Annotated in this window: 21 protein-coding genes; 10 read left to right on the top strand and 11 right to left on the bottom strand. The window is 54.5% G+C overall.

Features of this window, described 5'->3' with window-relative positions:
• The first annotated feature begins 1 nt into the window (after window position 1).
• Window positions 2-670, top strand: a complete 669-nt coding sequence (gene exoX / locus ACQE32_RS03825) for an exodeoxyribonuclease X (protein WP_427021366.1) — start codon at window positions 2-4, stop codon at window positions 668-670.
• Here the strand turns inward: exoX and ACQE32_RS03820 are convergent.
• From ACQE32_RS03820 to ACQE32_RS03810, 3 genes are all read right to left on the bottom strand, one after another.
• Window positions 667-2,730, bottom strand: coding sequence for a prolyl oligopeptidase family serine peptidase (locus tag ACQE32_RS03820; RefSeq protein ID WP_427021365.1), 2,064 nt, complete (start codon window positions 2,728-2,730; stop codon window positions 667-669). The two genes, exoX and ACQE32_RS03820, sit on opposite strands and share 4 nt — an antisense overlap.
• Window positions 2,731-2,866: 136 nt before the next feature.
• Window positions 2,867-3,538 (bottom strand): tellurite resistance TerB family protein, encoded by a 672-nt coding sequence (locus ACQE32_RS03815; RefSeq protein WP_427021364.1) that lies wholly within the window; start codon window positions 3,536-3,538, stop codon window positions 2,867-2,869.
• Between the two features lie 326 nt (window positions 3,539-3,864).
• Entirely contained in the window at window positions 3,865-4,206 is a 342-nt protein-coding gene (locus tag ACQE32_RS03810) for a YebG family protein (protein ID WP_426972268.1), read from the bottom strand.
• Between the two features lie 140 nt (window positions 4,207-4,346).
• Between ACQE32_RS03810 and purT the strand changes: the two genes are divergently transcribed.
• Complete coding sequence (purT, locus tag ACQE32_RS03805; protein WP_427021363.1) at window positions 4,347-5,525, top strand: formate-dependent phosphoribosylglycinamide formyltransferase; 1,179 nt, start codon at window positions 4,347-4,349, stop codon at window positions 5,523-5,525.
• Window positions 5,526-5,561: 36 nt separating this feature from the next.
• On the opposite strand, the gene ACQE32_RS03800 is transcribed toward purT, so the two are convergent.
• A complete protein-coding gene (locus ACQE32_RS03800) occupies window positions 5,562-6,200 on the bottom strand; it encodes a bifunctional 4-hydroxy-2-oxoglutarate aldolase/2-dehydro-3-deoxy-phosphogluconate aldolase (RefSeq protein ID WP_250650142.1) in 639 nt (212 codons plus the stop codon).
• A 209-nt stretch (window positions 6,201-6,409) separates the two neighbouring features.
• Complete coding sequence (zwf, locus tag ACQE32_RS03795) at window positions 6,410-7,885, bottom strand: glucose-6-phosphate dehydrogenase (RefSeq protein ID WP_085071467.1); 1,476 nt, start codon at window positions 7,883-7,885, stop codon at window positions 6,410-6,412.
• A gap of 358 nt (window positions 7,886-8,243) precedes the next feature.
• Here zwf and ACQE32_RS03790 point away from each other — a divergent pair, with 358 nt between their 5' ends.
• The 6 genes from ACQE32_RS03790 (at window position 8,244) to ACQE32_RS03765 (ending at window position 17,946) form a co-directional block, all read left to right on the top strand.
• Complete coding sequence (locus tag ACQE32_RS03790) at window positions 8,244-9,116, top strand: MurR/RpiR family transcriptional regulator (protein WP_427021362.1); 873 nt, start codon at window positions 8,244-8,246, stop codon at window positions 9,114-9,116.
• A gap of 318 nt (window positions 9,117-9,434) precedes the next feature.
• Complete coding sequence (gene pyk, locus ACQE32_RS03785; protein ID WP_085071466.1) at window positions 9,435-10,877, top strand: pyruvate kinase; 1,443 nt, start codon at window positions 9,435-9,437, stop codon at window positions 10,875-10,877.
• Between the two features lie 535 nt (window positions 10,878-11,412).
• Window positions 11,413-12,969 (top strand): pyridoxal phosphate-dependent decarboxylase family protein, encoded by a 1,557-nt coding sequence (locus ACQE32_RS03780; RefSeq protein ID WP_427021361.1) that lies wholly within the window; start codon window positions 11,413-11,415, stop codon window positions 12,967-12,969.
• Window positions 12,970-12,979: 10 nt separating this feature from the next.
• A complete protein-coding gene (locus tag ACQE32_RS03775; protein WP_426972259.1) occupies window positions 12,980-14,272 on the top strand; it encodes a lysine N(6)-hydroxylase/L-ornithine N(5)-oxygenase family protein in 1,293 nt (430 codons plus the stop codon).
• 1 nt (window position 14,273) lies between these two features.
• Window positions 14,274-16,631, top strand: coding sequence for a GNAT family N-acetyltransferase (locus ACQE32_RS03770; RefSeq protein WP_427021360.1), 2,358 nt, complete (start codon window positions 14,274-14,276; stop codon window positions 16,629-16,631).
• A gap of 82 nt (window positions 16,632-16,713) precedes the next feature.
• Window positions 16,714-17,946: an MFS transporter gene (locus ACQE32_RS03765; protein WP_426972257.1), complete on the top strand. Its 1,233-nt coding sequence runs from the start codon at window positions 16,714-16,716 to the stop codon at window positions 17,944-17,946.
• A gap of 139 nt (window positions 17,947-18,085) precedes the next feature.
• Here ACQE32_RS03765 and lpxM read toward each other — a convergent pair whose 3' ends face one another.
• From lpxM to znuA, 3 genes are all read right to left on the bottom strand, one after another.
• Complete coding sequence (gene lpxM, locus ACQE32_RS03760) at window positions 18,086-19,060, bottom strand: lauroyl-Kdo(2)-lipid IV(A) myristoyltransferase (RefSeq protein WP_427021359.1); 975 nt, start codon at window positions 19,058-19,060, stop codon at window positions 18,086-18,088.
• Window positions 19,061-19,241: 181 nt separating this feature from the next.
• Window positions 19,242-20,561, bottom strand: coding sequence for a murein DD-endopeptidase MepM (gene mepM, locus ACQE32_RS03755; protein ID WP_426972254.1), 1,320 nt, complete (start codon window positions 20,559-20,561; stop codon window positions 19,242-19,244).
• A gap of 13 nt (window positions 20,562-20,574) precedes the next feature.
• Complete coding sequence (znuA, locus tag ACQE32_RS03750; protein WP_426980902.1) at window positions 20,575-21,522, bottom strand: zinc ABC transporter substrate-binding protein ZnuA; 948 nt, start codon at window positions 21,520-21,522, stop codon at window positions 20,575-20,577.
• A gap of 77 nt (window positions 21,523-21,599) precedes the next feature.
• Here znuA and znuC point away from each other — a divergent pair, with 77 nt between their 5' ends.
• A complete protein-coding gene (gene znuC / locus ACQE32_RS03745) occupies window positions 21,600-22,352 on the top strand; it encodes a zinc ABC transporter ATP-binding protein ZnuC (protein ID WP_426972250.1) in 753 nt (250 codons plus the stop codon).
• Window positions 22,352-23,137: a zinc ABC transporter permease subunit ZnuB gene (znuB, locus tag ACQE32_RS03740; protein ID WP_426972248.1), complete on the top strand. Its 786-nt coding sequence runs from the start codon at window positions 22,352-22,354 to the stop codon at window positions 23,135-23,137. Before znuC ends, znuB begins: the two co-directional genes overlap by 1 nt.
• Before the next feature lie 44 nt (window positions 23,138-23,181).
• Here the strand turns inward: znuB and ruvB are convergent, their stop codons facing one another.
• From ruvB to ruvC, 3 genes are all read right to left on the bottom strand, one after another.
• Entirely contained in the window at window positions 23,182-24,186 is a 1,005-nt protein-coding gene (gene ruvB / locus ACQE32_RS03735) for a Holliday junction branch migration DNA helicase RuvB (RefSeq protein ID WP_085071456.1), read from the bottom strand.
• Window positions 24,187-24,194: 8 nt separating this feature from the next.
• On the bottom strand, window positions 24,195-24,809 hold the full coding sequence (gene ruvA / locus ACQE32_RS03730; protein WP_250650150.1) for a Holliday junction branch migration protein RuvA: 615 nt from the start codon (window positions 24,807-24,809) through the stop codon (window positions 24,195-24,197).
• 85 nt (window positions 24,810-24,894) lie between these two features.
• A complete protein-coding gene (gene ruvC, locus ACQE32_RS03725) occupies window positions 24,895-25,419 on the bottom strand; it encodes a crossover junction endodeoxyribonuclease RuvC (protein ID WP_085071454.1) in 525 nt (174 codons plus the stop codon).
• Between the last annotated feature and the right edge of the window lie 24 nt (window positions 25,420-25,443).

Raw genomic sequence — 25,443 nt, 5'->3', positions numbered from 1 at the left:
TATGCTCCGCGTGATTGATACTGAAACCTGTGGTTTACAGGGCGGTATCGTTGAAATTGCTTCCGTCGATGTGATTGACGGCCAGATCGTTAATCCCATGAGCGATCTGGTGCGTCCGGACCGGCCTATTAGCCGTCAGGCGATGGCCGTACATCGCATCAGTGAAGCCATGGTAGCGGATAAGCCGCCAATTGAAGCCTTAATCACCCGCTATCAGGGTAGCGCCTATTATGTGGCGCACAATGCCAGCTTCGATCGGCGCATGCTGCCGGAAATGCACGGCGAATGGATCTGTACCATGAAGCTGGCTCGCCAGCTGTGGCCCGGTTTAACCTATGGCAATCAGGCGTTGCGTCAGCATCTGCGGCTGGATGTTACGCCGCCAGCAGACCTGCACGCACACCGGGCGCTCTATGACTGTTATGTCACCGCCGCGCTGCTGATACGCATTATGGAAACCTCCGGCTGGGATGCGGCGCATATGGCTACGCGCATGCAGCAAACCGCAGCGGAAGTGGACGTGATGCCGTTCGGTAAATATCGCGGGCGTCCTGTTGCTGACGTAGCTAAACGCGATCCGGGCTATCTGCGCTGGATGTTGGAGGCCATCCCGGATCTTAAACCTGCCCTGCGCAATGCATTGCAGAAGCAGGTTAATCAGGATGATTAATAGCCGCTGCTGCCGTGCAGCGTGCCCTGCGCCAGGCCAATAATGAAAGCAAATTCCAGCGAGACACCTTCATAAGATTTAAAACGTCCCGATTTCCCGCCGTGGCCGGAATCCATATCGGTACAGAGCAGCAGCAGATTTTCATCGGTCTTCTGCTCGCGCAGCTTAGCAACCCATTTGGCCGGCTCCCAATACTGTACCTGAGAATCATGCAGGCCCGTGGTTACCAGCATATGCGGATAGTGCTGAGCGGTGACGTTATCGTATGGGCTGTATTGCTTCATGTAGTGATAATACTGTGGATCGTCAGGGTTGCCCCATTCGTCATACTCGCCGGTGGTAAGCGGAATCGACTCATCCAGCATGGTGGTGACCACATCCACAAACGGCACCTGCGCCACGACGCCATGAAAACGCTCAGGTTGTAAATTTATCACCGTTCCCATTAGCAGGCCGCCTGCGCTGCCACCCATTGCATAGAGCCGCTGTGGATCGCCATAGCCCTGTTGAACCAGCGCATCGGTTACGTCGAGAAAGTCATGAAAGGTGTTCATCTTGTTGAGTAAACGCCCGTCGTCATACCACTGCTGCCCCAGTTCGCCGCCGCCGCGCACATGAACCAATGCATAGATAAAGCCGCGATCCAGCAGGCTAAGGCGGCTGGAGCTGAAATCGGCATCCATAATGGTGCCGTAAGAGCCATATCCATACACCAGCATCGGGTTTTTCCCCGGCTGGTAATGCTGGCGGTGATAGACCAGCGAAACCGGCACTTCCACGCCGTCCCGCGCTTTGATCCATAAGTGCTCACTCTTATAGTTAGCGGAGTCAAAGCCGTTAATCTGCGTCTGTTTTAATACGCGCCGTTCGCCGGTATCCATATCCAGTTCAAACAGCGTGCTCGGGGTAGTCATGGATGAATAGCCGTAGCGCAGCTTGCTGGTCTCCGGCGAAGCGTTATAGGCCAGCCAGGTCACATAGGCGGGATCGTCAAAGGCGATCCCAAAGGTTTCGCCGGTACGCCAGCAGATCTGCCGCAGGCTGGACAGCCCACGCTGGCGCTCCTCAACCACCAGCCAGTCACGAAACAGCTGAAAATCCTGCATCACCACATGATCGCGCGGCGCGATAATGGTTTCCCATCGTGATTCATCCAGATAGCTGGTGCGATACAGGCCGAAGTTCTTGCCTTCACGATTCGAGCGCAGCCAGAAATGATGATCGTAATGATCGAGCGTGTATTCATGACCTTTGCGGCGCGGCACAAAAACACGGGGGCGCGCATCGGCATATTCAGCATCCAGCAGATGGATTTCGGTTGTAGTGGTGCTGTGCAGCGCAATAAGAACAAAATGTTCCGAAGTGGTTTTATGCACGCTGAGGTAAAAGGTGTCGTCACTCTCCTCATAGACCAGCTCATCATCCTGCTGCGGCGTGCCGACATTATGACGCCACACCTGATACGGCAGCAGCGTCTGCTTATCTTTGCGCACATAATAGAGCGTTTTTGAATCGTTAACCCAGGCAAAACTGGAAGAGACATTTTCCAGCACTTCGGGATACCAGTTGCCGGTTTCCAGATTACGGAAACGGATACCGAACTGACGGCGCGACAGGAAGTCTTCTGCCAGCGCCATAATGCGGTTATCAGGACTGATATCAAGCGAGCCCATGGTATAAAATTCGCTGTGAGCGGCGCGCCGGTTGGCATCCAGCAGCACTTCCCACTCCTCCGGCGTTTCGGTCTCCGCTGGCTGGCGATAATAGATAGCGTATTCGTTACCGGCCTCATAACGGCTTTGATAACGATAGCCGTTTTTCACGTAAGGAACCGAGTAATCCTGCGGCGAAATACGTCCGACCATCTCTTTCAGCAGGCGATCCTGCAACGCCTTTTGGGTCTGCATCACTTTATGACCATAGCTGTTTTCAGCGTGCAGATAATCCAGTACCTCTGGATCTTCACGCTGATCGTCGCGTAGCCAGTAGTAATTATCGACGCGCATATCATCATGCAGCGTCATTTCGTGAGGAACTTTTTTCGCTTTCGGTGGCATCATAACGGTTACTGTTTTCAGACAGACATACACTAAGGTTGGCAGTTAAGACCATGATTGCCAAGCGGCAGCGGTAAAAAGCAGGTGAGAAAGAAGTGGCAGCCCGTCGCCAGGCTGCGACAGGCCTTAACTGCGGCGATCAGGAAGGCAGTTTTTCTTTTTCGGCGCGAATATCTTTTTCAATATCTTCGCGCACGTCCCCAGGGATCTTCAGCGCATCGCCCAGCTCTTTCAGGTAGCTGCGCTCCATAAAGTGATCGACATCAATAGCCGCACAGCTCAGGAAATAGAGTTCCAGCGCCTCTTCCTCGTTTTTTATTCCCTGCGCCAGCCAGTGCGGATCCAGTGGACGGTTGATCGCTTGCTGAATCAGCGCCTCCGCCTGCTCGCCGTACCCTGCCTGATGGATATTTTGTTCAATGGCTTTACGTTCCTCGCCATCAATATGTCCGTCGCTTTTTGCAGCAAACACCAGCGCGGTGATTAATCGTTCTGCACGCTGATCCACTGGCGTCACCTGCTGACCAAACTCAGGCTCACCCTGATGAGCTTCGCGCACCCGCTGCTTGTATTTGTTCCATAGCAGGACGCCTGCCGCCGCGCTGCCACCGATCACCAGCGCGTTTTTGCCATATTTGCTTAACAGATTACGGGAAGATTTATTGGAAATGAGCATTCCGGCCAGGCCGCCGAGCGCGCCAGGCGCCAGCATTTTACTTAACCCTTCGCTGCCGCCCTGCGCTTTTGCGCCCGCGTTGCCAATTGCCGTATTGCTTAACATTTTTTGCACCTGCTGCAGCCAGTTACTCATAATCTCTCCTTTTTTGATGTGTGCCTTAGTGTGAAGCACCGGACGTCAAGAAGCGTAAGCGAGAGCAAATAGCAGAAAACGCCGCGCCGGATATTTCCGCAGCAGCGTCAGGTGATTAGCAGCGGGCCTGCTTGCGCCAAAGATCGCCCGTGGTAGAGCGAAAACGCGCCATCGAAGCTGTGGGGCTACATCGCTACCTCACCCTGCCTGTCCTGTATAAAACAGCACGGGATGAGACGGGAGCGCTCACCCCACTCTGCTTAAGATCGTTATCAGGAAAGTGTGGCTGATATTCAACAGGCTGCAATGTTAATCAGGCCGGTCAATCAGGCGGCCTTCACCGCGCGTACTTTTTTTGCCGTTTCGTCCTGCGCCTTACCGGCATCCGTTTCCGCTGCGGTAGCTTTCGCGGCTTTTAGCGCTGGCTGCGCTTCCGGCAGCTTGCTGGTACGCAAAATGTGCTGAACGGCATCTTTTTGTTCTGCCAGGAACAGCCCCAGGTTTTCCAGTTGCGCTTCCTCCAGCGGCAGCTCACTTTGTATCAGCCAGTCAGTAAAAGCTTCTGCCATATCGAGCATTTTGTCGTATGCGTCTGCTTCTTTTTTACTGGCAAATGTCATTTTTTCTTCACCTTTTCTGACCACAACAAATTTGGTTTCAACAGCCATGACTCACCTCGGGTTATACTGTATTTTTATACAGTATAACAGGCCAAACAGTGAGATCAAGTTTTCCCTGCAGCTGCCAACGCAAACGTTTTCGTATATACTGCGCGCGTTTTTAACTCTTCACTTTTCAGGTAAGTACTATGACGATTCTTGGAACTGCGCTGCGTCCGAGTGCGACGCGCGTGATGCTGTTGGGTTCAGGTGAACTGGGCAAGGAAGTGGCAATCGAATGTCAGCGCCTGGGCGTTGAGGTGATCGCTGTTGATCGTTATGCCGATGCGCCGGCCATGCATGTGGCCCACCGCAGCCATGTCATTAATATGCTGGATGGCGAAGCGCTGAAAGCGCTGATTAACCAGGAGCGCCCCGACTTTGTGGTACCGGAAATTGAAGCTATCGCCACCGATATGCTGATTGAGCTGGAGCAGCAGGGACAGCGCGTAGTGCCAGCCGCTCAGGCGGCGCGTCTGACCATGAATCGTGAAGGTATTCGCCGTCTGGCAGCTGAAACGCTGGGCCTGCCTACCTCCAGCTATCGCTTTGCCGACAGTAAAACCGCCTTTATCGCCGCAGCAGAAGAGGTGGGGTTTCCCTGCATCATTAAACCGGTCATGAGCTCTTCCGGCAAAGGCCAACGTTTTATTCGCGATACGTCACAGCTGGAAAAAGCGTGGGACTACGCGCAACAGGGCGGTCGCGCCGGAGCGGGAAAAGTCATTATTGAAGGCGTGGTAACATTTGATTTTGAAATTACCCTGCTTACCGTAAGCGCCGTGGATGGCATCCACTTCTGCGCGCCTGTCGGCCATCGTCAGGAAGATGGCGATTATCGTGAATCCTGGCAGCCGCAGCAGATGAGCCCGCTGGCATTAGCACGCGCTCAGCAGATCGCTGAAAAAGTGGTTAAGGCGCTGGGTGGCTTTGGGCTATTTGGCGTTGAGCTCTTTGTCTGCGGCGATGAGGTGATCTTTAGCGAAGTTTCGCCGCGCCCGCATGATACCGGCATGGTAACGCTGATTTCACAGGATCTCTCCGAGTTTGCCCTGCATGTACGTGCCTTTTTAGGCCTGCCGATTGGGGCGATTCGTCAGTACGGCCCCGCCGCGTCAGCGGTTATTTTACCGGAGCTGCAGAGCAACAATGTCAGCTATAGCGACGTGGAAAAAGCATTAGGTGCCGGTCAACAGCTGCGGCTGTTTGCTAAACCGGACATCGACGGCAAACGGCGGATGGGCGTAGCGCTGGCCACTGCGGAAAGCGTTGAGGAAGCGGTTAGTCGTGCGGTTGCGGCAGCGGCGACGGTCAGGGTAAGCGGTTGAGGAAACGGCTCTCCCGCAGTGGGAGAGCCATTGTGTTTAGCGAGCGCCAGCTACTGCTTCACGCGCCAGCTCGGTAATACGCTGATAGTCACCCGCTTCCAGCGCATCGTTCGGCACCAGCCAGGAGCCGCCAATACAGAGTACGCTTTTCAGCGCCAGGTAATCACGATAGTTGGCTGGCGAGATACCGCCGGTTGGGCAGAAACGCACCTGTGGGAAAGGCCCGCCGATCGCCTGTAAGGCTTTTACGCCGCCGTTGGCTTCTGCCGGGAAAAATTTAAATTCGCGCAGCCCATACTGCATCCCGGTCATCAATTCAGAAACGGTGCTGATACCCGGAATTAACGGAACGGTGCCTTCTGTGGCTGCCTGCAGCAGCGGTTCGGTAATGCCCGGGCTGATAACAAACTGGACGCCTGCCGCTGTGACTTCCGCCAGCTGCTGGGGATTAATCACCGTTCCGGCGCCGACGATAGCGTCCGGCACTTCCTGAATAATGGCTTTAATGGCATCCATCGCCACCGGCGTGCGCAACGTGACTTCCAGTACGCGAACGCCACCCGCCACCAGCGCTTTCGCCATCGGCACCGCATGTTCCAGTTTATTCACTACGATAACCGGCACCACCGGTCCCGTGGTCAGGATCGCTTCGGCACTCGTTTTCCAGTTTTTCATCGCACTTTCTCCTGTGAGGCCAGCGAACTCTCCGACCACTGGCAATAATGGCGCGTATCCGCGCAGCAAAGGAAACGGCAACTACCATACCTGATTTTTACCGCTGACGTCCACGCGCTTAATCAATTTTTGAAACTGCGGTTCATTTTCACCTGACAATTCTTAACGCAAAAAAAAGCCCGCATTACGCGGGCTTAGCAGGAAGCGGCTTATTCGAATTCGTTCCACGAACGACCATCGCGCGTAATCATTGCGACAGAAGCAACCGGCCCCCAGGTGCCAGCCTGATAAGGCTTAGGCGCATCGTTATCCGCTGCCCAGGCATCAATAATGGAATCGACCCATTTCCACGCGGCCTCTACCTCATCACGGCGCACAAACAGCGCCTGAATGCCACGCATGGTTTCCAGCAGCAAACGTTCATAGGCATCCGCCAGATGGGACTGGTTAAAGGTTTCTGAATAGCTCAGATCCAGTTTGGTGGTTTGCAGGTTATGTTTATGATCGAGACCTGGAACCTTATTCAGGATTTCGATATCCACCCCTTCATCCGGCTGCAGGCGAATTGTCAGTTTGTTCTGCGGCAGCTCTTGCCAGGAATCCTTGAACAGGTTCATTTCCGGATTTTTGAAATAGACCACCACTTCCGAACATTTGGTTGGCAGACGTTTACCGGTGCGCAGATAGAACGGCACGCCAGCCCAGCGCCAGTTGTCGATATCAACGCGAATCGATACGAAGGTTTCCGTATTGCTGGTTTTGTTAGCGCCCTCTTCTTCCAGATAGCCCGGCACTTTTTTGCCCTGCACAAACCCGGCGGTGTACTGACCACGTACCGTTTTGTCGCGCACGTTGCTGTGATCGATACGGCGCAGCGAGCGCAGCACTTTGACTTTTTCGTCACGGATGCTGTCAGCGCTGAGATCGGATGGTGGCGACATGGCAATCATGGTGAGGATCTGCAGCAAATGGTTTTGGATCATATCGCGCATCTGACCCGCTTTATCAAAATAGCCCCAGCGGCCTTCAATCCCTACCTCTTCCGCTACAGTGATCTGTACATGATCAATGGTGCGGTTATCCCAGTTATTGGCAAACAGGGAGTTGGCGAAGCGCAGCGCCAGCAGGTTAAGCACCGTTTCTTTACCCAGATAGTGGTCGATACGGAATACCTGGCACTCTTCAAAATACTCACCAACCTGATCGTTGATTTCCTGCGAGGTTTCCAGCGAGGTGCCAAGCGGTTTTTCCATGACAACGCGCGCGGGTTTGGCATTCAGCTTCGCCATCCCCAGCCCTTTACAGATAGCGCCGAAGGTGCTGGGCGGCATGGCAAAGTAGTTAATGGTTACGCGGTTCTGTTGATCCAACATTTTGCCCAGGCGCGGGAAATGCGAGGTATCGTTAACATCCAGATTACAGAAATCGAGGCGGCTGCTGAGGCGATCCCACAGCGCTTCGTCGATTTTTTCTTTCATGAACGTTTCCAGCGCTTCGCGTACAACTTTGGTGTATTCCGCTTTATCCCATTCCGCGCGTCCAACGCCGATAATACGGCTCTGCTCATGAATCTGCCCTGCCTTTTCCAGCTGGTACAGGGAAGGCAGCAGTTTACGGCGCGCCAGGTCGCCTTTAGCACCGAAAATAACCAGATCGCATGCCTGGGCTGTTTGTGTTACCGCCATTCTTATCTCCTCGTTGCAGGATGAGTCGGGCCCGGATAATCCTCAGTGACCCAGCTCTTATTGTAATTTTATTCCAGCACAATGTACTGTGTTTGCGCGATGCGGGTAAACCAGCACCCGCTTCTTTTGCCATAAACGCTTATTTTAACAACGCCTGACGGCTTTTACGCGGCGTGTTTCCCTGTAAATACTATGGCTTTTGTGCAATGAAATCAGACATAGCTCATATTCTGGCAAAAAACATCAGGTCAGGTTTTACCTGCGCTGCCATGCTGCGGCTATAGCGCGGTATATTCGCAATAAACAGCCATCGGATGCACCTGTATATGAAATTGACAAAAGTGATGAGCGGTACCGCATGAACAATATGTTGGAGAGAATACAGTCGCAGCTTCCTTTTCTCAGTAAATCCGAACGCAAAGTTGCGGCAGTGGTGCTCGCCGCGCCTGAAATGACTATCCACTCCAGTATCGCGCTGCTGGCCGCCGCCGCCGAAGTCAGCGATCCTACGGTAAACCGTTTTTGCCATCGCCTGCAAACCAAAGGCTTTCCCGATTTTAAACTGCAGCTGGCGCAAAGCCTGGCGACCGGCACGCCGTGGGTCAGCCGTAACATTGATGAGCATGATGCGGTAGAAATCTACAGCGACAAGATTTTTCAGTCAGCGCTGGCGGGTCTGGAGCAGGTGCGTCAACGCCTGGATATGCGGGCGATCCAGCGCGCCGTCGAGGTGCTGACCACGGCGAAAAAGATCGGCTTTTTCGGGCTGGGCGCGTCAGCCGTGGTAGCGCACGACGCCATGAATAAGTTTTTCCGCTTTAACGTACCGGTGTTCTATTCAGACGATGTGGTTATGCAGCGTATGAGCTGTATTAACAGTGGCGTGGGCGATGTGGTGGTGCTGATTTCCCACACCGGGCGCACGAAATCGCTGCCGGAGCTGGCTCAGCTGGCGCGCGAAAACGGCGCGGTGGTGCTGGCCATTACCGCTTCCGGTTCCCCGCTGGCGCAGGAGGCCTCGCTGCTGCTGGCGCTGGACGTGGCAGAAGATACCGATATTTATATGCCGATGGTGTCGCGTATGGCCCAGCTCATGCTGATTGACGTGCTGGCGACCGGCTTTACGCTACATCATGGTGCCAGCTTCCGCGATAATCTCAAACGCGTGAAAGAAGCGTTAAAGCCGTCACGGCTGGATAAAGAGATCGACCCTTTCCCCATTCAACGTTAAGCAGGCGCTGTTACGCTGACCGATGCGTTTTTTTACCGCCGTCGGCGTCTGCTTTTCATGTCCTTGTCTGCTGCCACGAAGCGATAAATCTTGTCTGTTATCAACGAACTTTTCCTTCACTGCGCGTGAAGAGTGACTTTAGCATCCGGTGTCAGTATTGTATTTGACGAGAAAGTAAAAGCTCTTTAGCACAGCGCCTGCAATGCACTCGGGCGTAACAGGAAGGAATATGAATTCGCCGTTATATCAATAATCATAAAAAGAACACGCATACTTACTCTACGCATCACTCAGGTTTTTACACCTTAAGGAAAACCCATGACTCGACGTCTCAGAAGAACCAAGATCGTTACTACTTTAGGCCCCGCTACTGACCGCGATAATAATCTGGAGAAGATCATTGCCGCCGGCGCTAACGTAGTCCGCTTGAACTTCTCCCACGGCACACCAGAGGATCATCAGCTGCGCGCAGATAAAGTGCGTGAAATTGCTGCCAAACTGGGACGCCACGTCGCCATTCTCGGCGATCTGCAGGGGCCGAAAATTCGCGTTTCGACTTTTAAAGAAGGGAAAATTTTTCTCAGCGTAGGCGACCGGTTTCTGCTTGACGCCAGTTTGGGAAAAGGTGAAGGCGACAAGGAAAAAGTCGGCATTGATTATAAAGGCTTGCCGGAAGATGTGGTGCCGGGTGATGTGCTGCTGCTGGATGATGGCCGCGTACAGCTGAAAGTGCTGGAAGTGCGCGAGAACAAAGTCTTTACCGAAGTTACCGTCGGCGGCCCGCTCTCCAATAATAAAGGGATTAACAAACTGGGCGGCGGTCTCTCTGCTGAGGCACTCACTGAAAAAGATAAAGCGGACATTCTTACCGCCGCGAAGATCGGCGTTGATTATCTGGCGGTCTCTTTCCCGCGCTGCGGTGAAGATCTTAATATTGCACGTCGTCTGGCGCAGGACGCGGGCAGCGATGCGAAAATTGTCGCCAAGGTTGAACGCGCCGAAGCCGTTTCCAGCCAGGAAGCGATGGACGATATCATTCTTGCCTCCGACGTGGTGATGGTGGCCCGTGGCGACCTGGGCGTGGAAATTGGCGATCCGGAACTGGTCGGTATTCAGAAAGCGCTTATCCGGCGCGCCCGTCAGCTGAATCGGGCGGTGATTACCGCCACGCAGATGATGGAGTCAATGATCACCAATCCAATGCCGACGCGTGCCGAAGTAATGGATGTCGCCAATGCGGTGCTGGACGGGACGGATGCGGTAATGCTCTCGGCTGAAACCGCGGCGGGTCAGTATCCGGCTGAAACCGTGAGCGCGATGGCGAAAGTCTGCCTGGGCGCGGAAAAAGTTCCCAGCATCAACGTGTCGAAACATCGTCTGGAAGTGCAGTTCGATAACGTGGAGGAAGCGATCGCTATGTCGGCAATGTACGCTGCCAACCATCTGCAGGGCGTAACGGCGATTATCACCATGACGGAATCGGGACGCACCGCCCTGATGACCTCGCGCATCACCTCCGGCCTGCCTATTTTCGCTATGTCGCGTCATGAACGCACGCTCAACCTGACGGCGCTCTATCGCGGCGTCACGCCTGTTTACTTTGACAGTAATAATGATGGCGTGGCGGCAGCGCATGATGCGATTAATCTGCTGCGCGACAAAGGGTTCCTGGTTTCTGGCGACCTGGTTATCGTGACCCAGGGCGACGTGATGGCCACCACCGGCACCACCAATACCAGCCGTATCCTGCGCGTCGAGTAATTCCGTAAGCTGCCGTAAACGCGGCAGCTTTTCCCTCAGCTCCCTGTTCTCACCGACCACGACAGCACCTGCTACGCAGCGCCCCGCTCACCATCTCCCTGATTTGTATGCTCCTGTTTTCCTGCTCACCGCGCCGTGGATATCCGTGAGTTTCGCCCGGTTATCTGAATATCCTCGCACGTACCCAGCACGTTAAACCCGAATAAACGTGATCTACATCACACTTTAAACATTAATGCTACTTATAGCTTCACTGTCATCAAAATTATATTGAATGATAATGATTGCTATTTATAATCACATTTTCATTCTCATGCGCAGCATTACGTTAACAAAATAGCGCGATAACCGCATAAAAAGGAGGTTTATCTGCTTCAGATGGTAGCTCCTCTGTTTTTATTTTATTGCGGGTAAATTATCCCCACCCGCAAAACATTAAAAAATTTTAACTGATGTCGTAAAACATCAGGCGTACAGGGCCGTCAGTTTTTTTACTGGCGGTACGGGTTCCTACGTCCAGAAAAAGGGTCAGGAAATGGCTTTAGTTTCCGCAATAACACAACAGACCGCCGCAGACAATTGCGACTATTCAGGCATTAGCGGTAGCGAATTTTTCTTTAACGAGGCTCAGCTGGAGCAATATGCGCAGCAGACTTTAAGCGCGCTGACTTTAATTCGGCATCAGATCCAGCAGACTGAGAAGCCGTTCAGTGGCATCCTGCCGCACGAGCTGGCACCAGCCTTACGTAATATCGATTTGGAGCAGCCGCTGGGCGATTCACAGGCGGCGCTTGCCGAACTGGCGGAAGTCTATCTGCGTGATGCGGTTTGGTTTCATCATCCTAAATATGTAGCACACCTGAACTGCCCAATCGTTCTGCCTTCTCTGTTGGCCGAACAGGTTATGAGCGCGGTTAACAGCTCGGTAGATACCTGGGATCAAAGCGCTGGCGGTACGCTGATTGAGCAGAAGGTTATTGACTGGACGCTGCAGCGCATCGGTCTGCCAGCCGGTTCAGACGGTATTTTGACCAGCGGCGGTACGCAGTCTAACCTGATGGCCATGCTACTGGCGCGCGACAGCTGGTGCGTGCGTCAACGCCCGGAACATCTGATCAAACAGCGCGGTTTGCCGCCTGAGGCAGGTAAATGGCGTATTTTTACCTCGAAAATGAGCCATTTCAGTATTCAGAAATCAACTGCCATTCTGGGCCTTGGCTATGATGCGGTGATCGCCATTGACCACGATGAGCATTACCGTATGGATGCCGTCAAACTTGAACAGGCTATCCAGCAATGTCGGCAGGATGGGCTGATCCCGATTGCCGTGGTGGCCACAGCAGGCACCACCGATTTCGGCAGCATCGATCCGCTACAGGCGATTAGCGATATCTGCCGTCACTACCAGCTCTGGATGCATGTGGATGCCGCCTACGGCTGTGGCCTGCTGGTGTCGTCACAGCATCGCTCGCGCCTGGCTGGCATTGAGCACGCTGATTCGGTTACCGTGGATTATCATAAATCTTTCTTCCAGACGGTGAGCTGCGGCGCTTTCTTTGTCCGTGAAAGCCAACACCTCAGCCACGTTACGGTACATGCCGACTATCTCAATCCGCTGAGCGCGCAGCAGGAAGGTACGCCCAACCTGGTAAATAAAAGTATTCAGACCACGCGCCGCTTTGATGCGCTAAAGATGTGGATGACGCTGCGTATTATGGGCGCGCAGCAGTTGGGTGCTGCCTTTGACAGCATACTGGCCCTCGCACAGCAAACGCATCGCCTGCTGCAGGCGCATCCCGCCATCGAAGTGCTGCATGCGCCGGAGCTGACCACTCAGGTATTCCGCTATATTCCCCGTCCCGGCCTGAGCGATGACACAACAGATGAGATCAACGCGCAGATCCGCAAAGCGCTGTTCCGCTCCGGCAATGCGGTGGTGGCCGGCACTAAAGTCAACGGACGGCAGTATCTGAAATTTACCCTGCTTAACCCCACTACCCGCGTCGCCGATATGGAAGACGTTATTGCGTTAATTAGCCATTACGGACGCGAACTGTCACGCAACACGCCGTTAAACGCTGCAAATCAGTAAGGACATAATGATGAACGACACCGTTTATGACTTTATCGGCATTGGCATCGGTCCGTTTAATCTGAGCCTCGCCTGTCTGACATCGCCGCTGGAGGAGATTAACGGTCTGTTTCTCGACCAGAATCCCGGCTTTGACTGGCACACCGGCATGATGCTGGAAAGCGCCCACCTGCAAACCCCGTTTATGGCCGATCTGGTGACGCTGGCCGATCCCACCAGCCCGTTTAGCCTGCTGAACTATATGAAGCAAAAGGGCAAGCTTTACAGCTTCTATATCCGGGAAAGCTTCTTTCTGATGCGTAAGGAGTACAACCAGTACTGTCAGTGGGCCTGCTCACAGCTGAATAACCTGCGCTGGAATACGCGCGTTGACTATGTCAGCTACGATGAGGGCCGCGAATGCTATCAGCTTCAGACCCTTGATACCCGCAGCGGCGAACGTCATAGCTGGCTGACGCGTAAACTGGTGTTGGGTACCGGCCCGGTCGCCTGGCTGCCGGAATGCAGCCGTCCGCTGCGCGATCGGATTGTGCACTCCAGCGACTATCTGGTGAATAAGCAGCAGCTGCAGGCGCAGCGCTCAATAACCGTGCTCGGCAGCGGTCAGAGCGCGGCAGAGATTTTTTACGATCTGTTAAGCGATATCGACAGTCACGACTATCAGCTCAACTGGATAACGCGCGCGCCGCGCTTCTATCCGCTGGAATATACCAAACTAACACTGGAAATGACCTCGCCAGAATGGATCGACTATTTTCACGCCCTGCCCCCGGCTAAACGTGACCAGCTGAATGCCGGACATAAAAACCTGTTTAAAGGTATCAACAGCAGCCTGATAAACGACATTTACGATCTGATGTATATCAAGCAGTTGGATGGCGACCTGAAGGTGCGGCTGTTTACCAATTCAGCGCTGACCGGCCTGCGTCGCCTGCCGGATAACCAGCTGGAGCTGTCGCTGCATCAGCGCGAGCAGGATGAGCACTATACGCGCCGTACCGAGGGTCTGGTGATGGCGACCGGCTATCACTACCGGCCGCCGCAGTTTATTGAAGGCATCTCTCACCGGCTGCGCTGGGATGAGCAGGGACGCTACGATGTGCAGCGCAATTACAGCATCGATCGCCATAACGCGGTGTTTGTACAAAATGCCGAGCTGCATACCCATGGATTTGTCACGCCCGACCTCGGCATGGCCTGCTATCGCAACTCGGTGCTGATCCGTGAAATCGCCGGACGGGAGATCTACCCGGTTGAAAAACGGATCGCCTTCCAGACCTTTCCGGCAGAGACGGAGCGTTAAGATGAGTTTTTTATATCGCTGCAAACGACCCGCCGGTGAATTTGCCCTGCGCCCAATGAACGCAGAGGACGCGCCGCTTATCCATCGCTGGGTGACGCAAAGCTACGCGCGCTTCTGGGGTATGCAAAACCACACGCTGGAACAGGTCGCTAACTTTTACCAGCAGCTGACCGCCCACGATCCGCAGGCGGCAATGATCGGCCTTTGCAATGACCGGCCAGTTTTCCTGATGGAGTTTTACCGCGCCGAACAGGATGAGGTGGGCAAATATTATCCGGCTCGCCCTGACGATTATGGGATGCATATTCTGATTGCACCTGCGGAAAAACCGCTGCCGCAGTTTAGCTGGCAGGTATTCAGCACGGTAATGGATTACCTCTTCAGCCTGCCGCAGGTGCGGCGGGTGGTGGTCGAGCCAGACGTGCGTAACGAGAAAATCCATCGTCTGAACAAACGGGCCGGCTTCCGCTATCAGCACACCATCGAAATGGGCCATAAAACCGCCTGGCTCGCCTTTTGCCAGCGCGAAGATTATCAGCAAGCGCAACTGCAGGAACAATTACAGATGACAACACACCCAACCTTGATCAACGGACACCACCTGAGCGGCGACAACTGGGCGCTGGCTAACCGCCTGCTGCTGCGCAAGGCGATTGCTGAGTTTGCCCATGAAAAACTGATTTCACCCCAGCCTGACGCCAACGGTAGCTATCAGCTGGCGGTGCCGGGCGGCGAAGCGGTATACACTTTCCACGCCCGCCGTCTGGCGCTTGATCACTGGCAAATTGATGCAGACTCACTGGAAAAGCGTGAAAATGGCGAGCCGCGGCCGCTGGATGCGCTGCAGTTTATTATTGAGTTTAAGCAGCAGATTGCTATCCCTGCCGCCATGCTGGCGATCTATATGGAAGAGATCACCAGTACGCTGTGTAGCAGCGTCTATAAGTTACAAAAGGGCAACCCGGACAGCGCGGCGCTGGTAAAAGCAGATTTCCAGACGGTGGAAGCGTCAATGACTGATGGCCACCCCTGCTTTGTTGCCAATAATGGCCGCATCGGTTTTGATGCGCGTGACTATCTCGCCTACGCGCCGGAAGCGGCCACGCCAGTGCGCCTGGTCTGGGTTGCGGTGCATACCCGCAATGCGCACTTCTCCAGCCTGGATTCGCTGAGCTATCAGCAGTTAATGCAGGAGGAGCTCGGAGAAACCACCATCGCCGGGTTTAATACTCGTCTGCGAGCGCTGGGCGTGGATGCGCAGGATTATCTGTTTATGCCGGTCCATCCCTGGCAGTGGCAGAATAAGCTGCTGACGGTTTTTGCACCCGATATCGCCGCACGCGATATTATCTGGCTGGGAGAAAGCGAAGATCACTATCAGGCGCAGCAGTCGATCCGCACTTTCTTCAACCGCAGCCAGCCCAACAAACGTTATGTCAAAACCGCGCTCTCAGTATTAAATATGGGCTTTATGCGCGGACTGTCGCCTTACTATATGGCCACCACGCCAGCGGTAAATCAGTGGCTGGAAAGCGTAGTGAGCCAGGATCGCTGGCTACAGCAGTGCGACTTCCGTCTGCTGCGCGAGGTAGCGGCGATTGGCTATCATAACCGTTACTATGAGCGCGCCATTCAGGGCGACTCCGCCTGGAAAAAGATGTTTGCCGCGCTGTGGCGCGATAATCCGGTGGCGAACCTGAAGCCTGACCAGCGTCTGATGACCATGGCTTCACTGCTGCATATCGATCAGCATCAGCAGCCGTTGCTGCCTGCATTGATTGCTGATTCCGGCCTGGCGGCGGAAGCCTGGATCGATCGCTATCTGACCTGCTACCTAAGCCCGCTGCTGCACTGTTTCTACCAACATGACATCGTCTTTATGCCGCACGGCGAAAACCTGATCCTGCTGCTGGAAGATAATGTGCCGATCGCCGCCTATATGAAGGATATTGGCGAGGAGATCGCGGTGCTGAACCCGGATGCGGTGCTGCCGGAGAAGGCACAACGCCTGGCGGTGGAGGTACCGGAAAACCTGAAAATACTTTCGATCTTTACCGATGTGTTTGACTGCATTTTCCGCTTCGTCTCTGCTATTCTGGATGACAGCGGGACGCTGCCCGAAGCACGTTTCTGGCAGCGCGTGGCGCAGTGCGTTCATGATTATCAGCAGGCGCATCCGCAGCTGGCACCTAAATTTGCCCGCTATAATCTGTTTGCGCCCACCTTCGCGCTTTCCTGTCTGAATCGCCTGCAGCTGGCGAATAATCAGCAGATGATTAATCTGGCCGATCCGGCAGAGAACCTGAAGTTTGCCGGGGAGCTGATTAACCCGATTGCCGCGTTCGCGCATCAGGAATAATTCATTTTTAATATAATTTTGATCGTTATACTGACGCGGCCGCATTTGCGGTCGCGTTTTTATCTTTCTGGAGCATACCTGCATGGCCGCATACACCCCGGTTTTCAACCTGACCTTCAGGCATTTACTTTTTCCGCTTTCGCTGGTGCTGTTTGAGTTTGCTACCTATATTGCGCACGACATGATCCAGCCTGGCATGCTGCTGGTCACCAACGAATTCAATGTTGGAGCCGAATGGGTTTCCGCTTCCCTGACGGCTTATCTGATCGGCGGCATTGTTCTGCAATGGCTGCTTGGCCCGTTATCAGATAAATATGGCCGGCGTCCGGTGATGCTGGCTGGCGTACTGTTTTTTATTATCTGCTGCGCGCTGATGCACTGGATTTCATCCATTGAGCAATTTATCGTGCTGCGTTTCTTGCAGGGCATCAGCCTCTGCTTTATCGGCGCGGTAGGCTATGCGGCGATTCAGGAAGCGTTTGACGAGGCGCGCAGCGTGCGGATTATGGCGCTGATGGCCAATGTCGCGCTGCTGGCGCCGCTGGCTGGTCCGCTGGCGGGTGCAGCCTTTTTAACCGTAGGTGACTGGCGCACCATGTTCTGGCTGTTTGCTGTTATCGCGGCGCTGGCGCTGATTGGCCTTTGGCGCGCCATGCCGGAAACCGCAGGCGATCGTACCGTTTCCATTAGCCTGAAAAATCTGGCGCGCAGCTATCTGGCGCTGGCACGCGATCGACAAATCATGAGCGGCTCGCTGGCGATCGGGCTGGTGTTTATTCCTATCCTCGCCTGGGTAGCGCTGTCGCCGGTCATTCTGATTCAGGATGAGGGGCTGTCGCGCATGGATTACGCCCTGCTGCAGCTGCCGGTTTTTCTGGCGATGATCGCCGGTAACCTGACCTTGAGCCGCCTTTCCAGCCGCCTGCCAATTGAGAGCCCGTTACGCTTTGGCGCATGGCCGATTCTGGCCGGACTGACTATCGCCGCGTTAGCCAGCCTGATCGATAACCACAGCTATCTGTGGCTGACCGCCGGACTGAGCCTGTACGCCTACGGCGCAGGCATGGTAAACGCCGGGCTGTATCGTTTAACGCTTTTTTCCAGCACTGCAGGCAAAGGCAGCGTGGCCGCCATGTTAGGGATGGTAAGTATTATTGCTTTTGCGTTGGGTATTGAGCTGACAAAATTCGGCTATTTTCATGGCGGGAGCGCCTGGTTTAGTCTGATCAATCTGGCGAGCGGCCTGCTGTGGCTGGTGCTGGTGACCGCTTTTCTGCGCGAGCGCAAGCGACGCAGTACGGTAAATCCGCTCTGAGCAGAGGTATGCATCTCCATGCGCTTCAGACGGCTCTTACCGGCTGCCTGAACGCAAATCCCGCGCCATGAAGGCGCGGGACGGTGGTCACTTCTGCCCTGCCTTTGCTTTATGCAACCGGCGGGTGCTTATCGTTTTGCTATTTACGCGGAAACAGCTCTTTGCGCTTATAGGGTTCGATCTCCCCTTCACGCCGCGTTTTAAGCAGTTTTAATATCCAGGTGTACTGCTCCGGATGCGGACGCACAAAATACTCAACTTCTTCATTCATGCGGCGCGCCAGCGTTGGGTTGTCTGCATCAAGCAGATCGTCCATTGGCGCGCGGATATAGATATCCAGCTGATGATTTTTGGCATTATAGACCGGGAACAGCGGCACCACGCGCGCACGGCATACTTTCATCAGCCGCCCCACTGCAGGCAACGTCGCTTTATAAGTGGCAAAGAAATCAACGAATTCACTTTGCTCTGCGCCATGATCCTGATCGGGCAGATAATATCCCCAATACCCCTGACGCACCGAGTTAATAAAGGGCTTTATACCATCGTTCCTGGCGTGCATACGGCCGCCAAAACGACGCCGCACCCGGTTCCAGATATAGTCGTTCAGCGGATTGCTTTGATTGTGAAACATCGCCGCTACCATCTGACCTTCTGAAGCCAGCAGCATGGCAGGAATATCGATTGCCCAGCCGTGCGGCACCAGAAAAATAACATTTTGCTTCTCTGCCAGCATCTCATCGATAATTTCCCGGCCGTGCCAGTGAACACGCTGACGGACGCGATCCGGATTACGCAGCGCCAGTTCGGCCATCATCGCCATTGACTGTGGAGCGGTGGCAAACATTTCATCAATGATCGCTTCACGCTCCGCTTCCGACAGCTCTGGCATGCAATACAGCAGGTTGATTTGCGCACGACGACGCGCGCTTTTTGCAAAACGTCCAGCAAGGCGGCCCGCCGCGCCAAGGATAGGATCGCGTAGCGCTGCAGGCAGCATTGCCATTACGCCAAACGCACCGATACCCAGCCAGGCTCCCCAGTATTTGGGTAACAGGAAGGATTTATCGAAGACGGGAATAAATTCTGTATTTTTTTTCTTGCTGGTTTCCATGCACTCGCCTCTATCAATAACCGGCTAATGATAGTGTCGGCAGGTAAATTTGCAACGCTTACCGCAGGTTGTCGTTAAACCAACCCTAAATAATACGAAACCAACGCACCCGTGGGGGAAAAGAGAGCAAGCGGAGACGCACGTTTTACCGTGCGCTCCGCTGATAAGAGAGTGCTGACGCTTAATTGAGTTTGAGCTGCGGCAGTACTTCTCTTGCCTGCGCCAGAAATGCGGAACGATCCTTGCCGGTAAGCCCTTCGGTGCGCGGCAGCTTCGCCGTCAGCGGGTTTACGGCCTGGTTATTGATCCAGATTTCATAGTGCAGGTGCGGACCGGTTGAACGACCCGTGTTGCCGGAGAGACCGATGCGATCGCCACGTTTGACCTTATCGCCTGGCTTCACCAGCAGCTTTTTCATATGCATATAGCGCGTCATATACTGACGGCCGTGGCGGATAGCAACATAGTTGCCCGCGCCGGAACTGCGTTTCGCCTGTACCACTTCACCGTCACCCACGGCCAGTACCGGCGTGCCGACCGGCACGGCAAAATCCACCCCTTTATGCGGTGCGACACGGCCTGTCACCGGATTCAGACGGCGCGGGTTAAAGTTAGAGGAGACACGGTACTGTTTTACCGTTGGGAAACGCATAAAGCCGCGCGCCAGGCCAGAGCCGCTGCGGTCATAGAATTTGCCATCTTCGGCACGGATGGCGTAGTAATCCTTGCCGCCGGTGCGTAAACGCACGCCCAGCAGCTGGCTCTGTTCATTTTTGCCATCCATTACTTCGCGCGACATCAGTACGCTGAATTTATCGCCCGCGCGCAGTTTGCGGAAATCCATTTGCCATTGCAGCGCTTTGATCACGCCGCTGATCTCCGCGCTGGTCAGCCCGGCGCGCTGAGCGCTGCTGACAAAGCTGCCTTTGACTTCGCCGGTCAGCACGCTGTTTTTCCATTCGCCTTTTTGCAGCTCGCTGGACATCTTAAAACCGTTACCGATGCGATCGTAGGTGCGGGTTTCGCGCCGCGACATCTCCCACGTCAGGCGTTGCAGCTGGCCTTCATCGGTTAGCGTCCAGGAGATTTGCTGCCCCACCTGAAGATTACGCAGATCGCTATCGGTTTTAACCAGCTGGTTGATTTCACCCATATCGATACCGTACTGGTTCAGCACGCTGCTCAGGGTGTCGCCGCTGGAAACCACATAGTCATGAGTGCCGCTTTCCGCCGTTACGTCCTGATCGATCTCATCCTGCGGCAGGTCATCTTCCGGCGCAGGCTGATCGAGCGGCTCGCTGGCTTCAGGCAGCAGCGTACGCAGCTGGTTTTTGTCAATTTCAATGGTTTTTACGATGGGCGATGTTTCACCCGGGTGATAAACAAAAGGCCGCCAGACAGCGACGGCCAGAGTAACAACGGTCAGCGACCCAAGCATAACGCGGTGGGGACGCGGCAGATTATTAAATGCCAGAGCGACAGAGCGGGCTATCTGTTGCACTTTTAGGGATTCCTCATGCTCCTTTCAGGCAGCTTTCATACTGGCTCGACAGCTGTGAGAGGAATTTCACATAACTGTCTTTTGCTAAGCTGATGCCCATTCCCAGCGGATCGAGCGTACCTTTACGCACCTGAGTTCCTCTGGCAACGGCATCGATTACGGCCGGCCTGAATTGTGGCTCAGCAAAAACGCAGGTCGCTTTTTGCTCAACCAACTGTGTTCGAATTTGATGTAAACGCTGCGCGCCCGGCTGGATTTCAGGATTAACGGTAAAATGGCCAAGTGGCGTGAGACCGTAGTGCTTTTCAAAGTAGCTATAAGCATCATGAAAAACGAAATATCCTTTTCCTTTAAGCGGCGCCAGCTGATGCGCAATTTGCGTATCGCTTTTCGCTAAATCTGCCTCAAATTGCTGCAGGTTAGCGTCAAGTTTGTCTTTGCGCTGCGGCATAAGTTCCAATAATTTTTCATGGATTGCAACCGCAGATTGGCGCGCTATTTCCGGCGACATCCACAGATGCATATTATATTGTCCATGATCATGATGTTCATGCGCTGCGTCATGATGTGCTTCATCATGTTCATGATGCTCATCATCCTCTTCCGCGCCGGTAATCAGCAACGGTTTTACTGTGGGCAACTGGGCAATTTCCAGATTCTTTTCCGCAGGAAATGCGCTGGCGGTTTTACTGATAAAGGCTTCCATATCAGGACCAATCCACACCACCAGATCCGCGCTCTGCAAGCGTTTAACGTCCGAAGGACGCAAAGCGTAATCATGTTCGGAAGCGCCATCGGGCAGTAAAACTTCTACCGGGGTTACGCCATCGGCGATTGCGGAGGCGATAAAGCCCAGCGGTTTAATCGAAGCGATAACCGCTGCGCTGGCAGGTGCGCTAAACGCAGCGGCAAAACCAAGGGAAAATAGCAGAGGAAAAAGGGCTTTTTTATTCTGTAACATAATGCGTCAATCCATCGTGACTGGGTGATGGATTGTGATATTATAACATCCGATAACTTCTGCAAGCATTAATAACTATGACCTCACTGATTAGTCTGGAAAATATCTCAGTCAGTTTTGGCCAGCGTCAGGTATTGTCCAATATCTCTTTAGCGCTGGAACCAGGACGGATCCTGACGCTCCTTGGCCCTAACGGCGCCGGTAAGTCCACCTTAGTTCGCGTCGTGCTTGGATTGATCGCGCCGGATAGCGGCACGCTGAAACGCAATAATCCGCTACGTATCGGCTATGTTCCGCAAAAATTGCATCTTGACCCAACGCTGCCGCTGACCGTAGAGCGTTTTCTGCGGCTGCGTCCGGGCACGCGCAAAGCGGATATTCTGCCTGCGCTCAAGCGCGTGCAGGCCGGTCACCTGCAGCATGCCGCGCTGCAAAAGCTGTCGGGTGGTGAAACCCAGCGCGTACTGCTGGCGCGCGCCCTGCTTAATCAACCACATCTGCTGGTGCTGGACGAACCCACCCAGGGCGTTGACGTTAACGGTCAGGTTGCGCTGTACGATCTTATTAACCAGCTGCGCCTTGAACTAAACTGCGCCGTGCTGATGGTCTCGCACGATCTGCATCTGGTTATGGCAAAAACAGATGAAGTGCTCTGCCTGAATCACCATATTTGCTGTTCCGGCACGCCGGAAGTGGTGTCGCGCCATCCTGAATTTATCGCTATGTTTGGCCCACGCGGCGCAGAGCAGCTGGCGATCTACCGGCATCATCATAATCATCGTCACGATTTACAGGGACGGATAGTTTTGCGTAAAGGACAGGAAAAATAATGCTTGAACTGTTACTTCCCGGCTGGTTGGGCGGCGTAATGCTGGCGCTGGCGGCCGGTCCATTGGGTTCATTTGTGGTCTGGCGTCGAATGTCCTATTTTGGCGATACGCTGGCGCACGCCTCGTTACTGGGCGTAGCCTTTGGCCTGTTGCTGAACGTTAATCCTTTTTACGCGGTGATTGCGGTCACGCTATTGCTGGCGCTGGGTCTGGTCTGGCTGGAGCGTCGTCCCCATCTGGCTATTGATACACTGCTGGGCATTATGGCGCACAGCGCCCTGTCGCTGGGGCTGGTGGTGGTGAGCCTGATGTCGAATGTACGCGTGGATCTGATGGCTTATCTGTTTGGCGATCTGCTGGCAGTGACGCCGGAGGATTTATGGATAATCGGCGGCGGCGTGGCGCTGGTGCTGGCGGCGCTCGCCTGGCAATGGCGACCTTTGCTCTCCATGACCATTAGCCCGGAGCTGGCGCAGGTGGATGGTGTCAATATCGCGCGCACGCGCATGCTGCTGATGCTGGTTACCGCTTTAACCATCGGCGTGGCGATGAAATTTGTCGGGGCGCTGATTATCACTTCGCTGCTGGTGATCCCCGCCGCCACCGCTCGCCGCTTTGCCCGCTCGCCGGAGCAGATGGCGTTTATCGCTATCGGTACAGGCATTGTTGCCGTGACCGGCGGCCTTACCTTCTCGGCCTTTTACGATACGCCCGCCGGCCCTTCGGTGGTGCTTTGTGCCGCAGTGCTGTTTATTATCAGCCAGATGAAAAAAGTGCCGGCCTGATAGCGGTTAACCAGACGAAAACGCCAGCTTAGCGCTGGCGTTTTTTATACTTCGCGGGTCATGCCGAAATGCTTAAAGGCGTGCTGTGTGGCGATGCGTCCACGCGGCGTACGCTGAATAAAGCCCTGCTGAATCAGGTAAGGCTCCAGCACATCCTCAATGGTTTCACGCTCCTCGCCAATGGCCGCCGCCAGGTTATCCAGCCCTACCGGCCCGCCGGTAAACTTATCGATAATGGCTAATAACAGCTTGCGGTCCATATAGTCGAAGCCTTCGTGGTCGACATTCAACATATCCAGCGCCTTCGCCGCGACATCGCCATCCATCACGCCTTCGGCGCGCACTTCGGCAAAATCGCGTACACGGCGCAGCAGCCGGTTAGCGATACGCGGCGTGCCGCGTGCACGTCGCGCCACTTCCAGCGCGCCTTCCGGGCTCAGATCCAGCCCCAGACAGGCGGCGCTGCGAGCCACGATGTGCTGCAAATCTTTTACCTGATAGAACTCCAGACGCTGCACAATGCCGAAACGATCGCGCAGCGGCGAGGTTAACGAACCTGCACGCGTGGTGGCACCAATCAGGGTGAACGGCGGCAGATCAAGCTTGATTGAGCGCGCCGCCGGGCCTTCCCCGATCATAATATCCAGCTGATAATCTTCCATCGCCGGATAAAGCACCTCTTCCACCACCGGCGACAGACGATGAATTTCATCGATGAAAAGCACATCGTGCGGTTCAAGGTTGGTCAGCATCGCCGCCAGGTCGCCCGCTTTTTCCAGTACCGGACCAGAGGTGGTGCGCAGGTTCACGCCCATCTCATTGGCAACAATGTTCGCCAGCGTGGTTTTACCCAGGCCTGGCGGGCCAAAAATCAGCAGGTGATCCAGCGCGTCGCCGCGCATTTTGGCCGCCTTGATAAAGATCTCCATCTGTTCACGCACCTGCGGCTGACCCACATATTCATCCAGCAGGCGCGGACGGATCGCGCGATCGATAATTTCTTCTTCGCTCACATTGCCAGGTGAGACCAGGCGATCGGCTTCAATCATGGTTTACCTCAGAGCGCAGCACGCAGCGCTTCACGAATCAGGGTTTCACAGTCAGCGTCCGGGCGGCCCACTTTGCTAACCATCCGGCTGGCTTCCTGCGGTTTATACCCCAACGCCACCAGCGCAGCAACCGCTTCGGCCTCGGCATCGTTGCTGTCGATGGCGGCATTCTCGCTGGTAAGCGTAAAGGTTGCGTCGCCGCCAAACAGATCGCCGTGCATGCCTTTAAAGCGATCTTTCATTTCCACTACCAGCCGCTCGGCGGTTTTCTTACCGACGCCGGGCAGCTTAACCAGCGTCGCGACTTCTTCACGCTCTACTGCGGTCACAAACTGCTGTGCCGACATCCCGGAAAGGATCGCCAGCGCCAGCTTCGGCCCTACGCCATTGACTTTAATCAGCTCACGAAACAGCGCGCGCTCCTGCTTGCTGGTAAAGCCATACAGCAGCTGGGCATCTTCACGCACAATAAACTGCGTAAAAATAGTGGCTTCCTGATTCAGCTCCGGTAGCTCATAGAAGCAGGTCATTGGCATGTGGACCTCATATCCCACTCCGTTCGCTTCAATTAATACCAGCGGCGGTTGTTTTTCCAGAATGATGCCTCGCAGACGACCTATCACAGTAGCTTCCTTTGATTCAGGGAGAGAGAAAGTGTCAGAGTTATAACATAAAAAAGGCTGGATGAATATCCAGCCTGATAATGGGTTACGAACGCAATCTGCCGCGCGTCAGGGTCAGACGCGTATCGCTTAGCCTGTTGGCATTCTGACTAACGTGACAGTGAGTGATCGCAATCGCCAACGCATCGGCGGCATCCGCCTGCGGGTTAGCCGCCAGCTTCAGCAAGGTGCGCACCATATGCTGCACCTGGCTTTTTTCTGCGCTGCCGATGCCGACCACCGTTTGTTTCACCTGACGCGCCGCGTATTCAAATACCGGCAGATCCTGATTGACCGCCGCCACGATAGCCGCGCCGCGCGCCTGACCCAGCTTAAGGGCTGAATCAGCGTTTTTCGCCATAAACACCTGTTCAATGGCAAAAAAGTCAGGTTGAAACTGCGTGATGATCTCCGTCACGCCCGCGTAAATCAGCTTCAAACGGGAGGGCAGATCGTCAACGCCGGTGCGAATACAGCCGCTGCCAAGGTAGGTCAACTGTCGCCCAACCTGCCGGATCACGCCGTAGCCGGTAATACGTGAACCCGGGTCAATGCCCAGAATAATCGCCATCAGGCTGCTCCGTCAGGTTGGTGA

This window comes from Pantoea sp. FN0302 (assembly GCF_050113775.1).
Classification (GTDB): domain Bacteria; phylum Pseudomonadota; class Gammaproteobacteria; order Enterobacterales; family Enterobacteriaceae; genus Mixta; species Mixta alhagi.
Note: the sequence above shows the minus strand (reverse complement) of the source record. Positions and strands in the feature narration are given on the sequence as shown.